We start from the raw sequence: 1,168 nt of genomic DNA, 5'->3' as shown, positions 1-1,168 counted from the left end.
CGGGGTGGATGACGCCATCGTGGTGCTGGAAAACGTCGAGCGCCTGATGCGCGAGGAAAAGATGAGCCCGATGGCGGCGTCCATCGAGGCCATGCGCGAGGTCTCGGGCGCCGTGGTGGGCATCGTGCTGGTGTTGTGCGCGGTGTTCATCCCGGTGGCCTTCATGGGCGGTATCGCGGGGCAGTTGTACCGGCAGTTCGCGGTGACGGTGGCGATCGCGGTGGTGCTGTCGGGCGTGGTCGCGCTGACCCTGACGCCGGCGCTGTGTGCGGTGTTGCTCAAGCCACACTTCGACGGCGACACCCGGCTGCAGCGGCTGTTTGCGCCGTTCAACCGCGCGTTCGACCGGCTGACGCACCGCTTTCTGGGCGCGGTGGATCTGGCGCTGCGGCGCCGCGTGCTGGCCTTGTTGGGCTTTGCGCTGATGCTGGGTGGGGCGGCTTGGCTGTTCGCCCGTGTGCCCGGCAGCTTCGTGCCGGAGGAGGACCAAGGCTACATCATCGCCGCCGTGGTGCTGCCCGACGGCGCCACGCTGGCGCGCACCGAGCGCTCCACCGAGCAGTTGCGGCTGATGAACGCGCAGAACCCGGCCATCGACAGCTTCTTCATCATCAACGGCTTCGACCTGATCGGCGGTGGGGCCAAGAGCAACGCGGCGACCATCTTCATCCCGATGAAGCGGTGGGAGGAGCGCCAGCAGACCTCGCAGCAGCTCGCGCAGCAGGTCAGCGGCATGGGCTTTGCGTTGCAGGACGGGCTGGCGTTCGCCTTCAATCCGCCCGGCATCCAGGGGCTGGGGCAGGCCGGCGGCTTCGAGCTGTACGTTCAGGCCCGTGGTGAGGCGGATCCCCAGCGGCTGGCGCAGGTGACGCAGGATTTCATCACCGCGCTCAACGCCCATCCGGTGCTGGCCAAGGCGCAAACCTTCTTTCGCCCGACGGTGCCCCAGTTGCGGGTGGAGGTGGACCGCGAGAAGGCCCTGGCGCTGGGCGTGCCGGTCAACGAGGTGTTCGCGGCGCTGCAGGCCCAGATGGGGTCGCTCTATGTCAACGACTTCAACCGCGCGGGGCGCACCTACCGGGTGACGATGCAGGCCGATGCACCGTACCGTGCGCGGCCGGAGGATCTGGGCCGCCTGTACGTGCGTTCGCAAACGACCGGGCAGATG

Annotated in this window: 1 protein-coding gene; it reads left to right on the top strand. The window is 68.3% G+C overall.

Annotated elements, in window-relative coordinates:
- Positions 1-1,168 (top strand): efflux RND transporter permease subunit (locus ACK4TH_RS12010; RefSeq protein WP_409626776.1); only part of this gene is annotated, 1,168 nt, incomplete at both ends.

Origin of the sequence: Tepidimonas sp. (assembly GCF_046292505.1) — a bacterium.
Lineage (GTDB): Bacteria > Pseudomonadota > Gammaproteobacteria > Burkholderiales > Burkholderiaceae_C > Tepidimonas.
The sequence above is the reverse complement of the archived record's forward strand: the minus strand, read 5'-3'. Positions and strand labels throughout refer to the sequence as shown.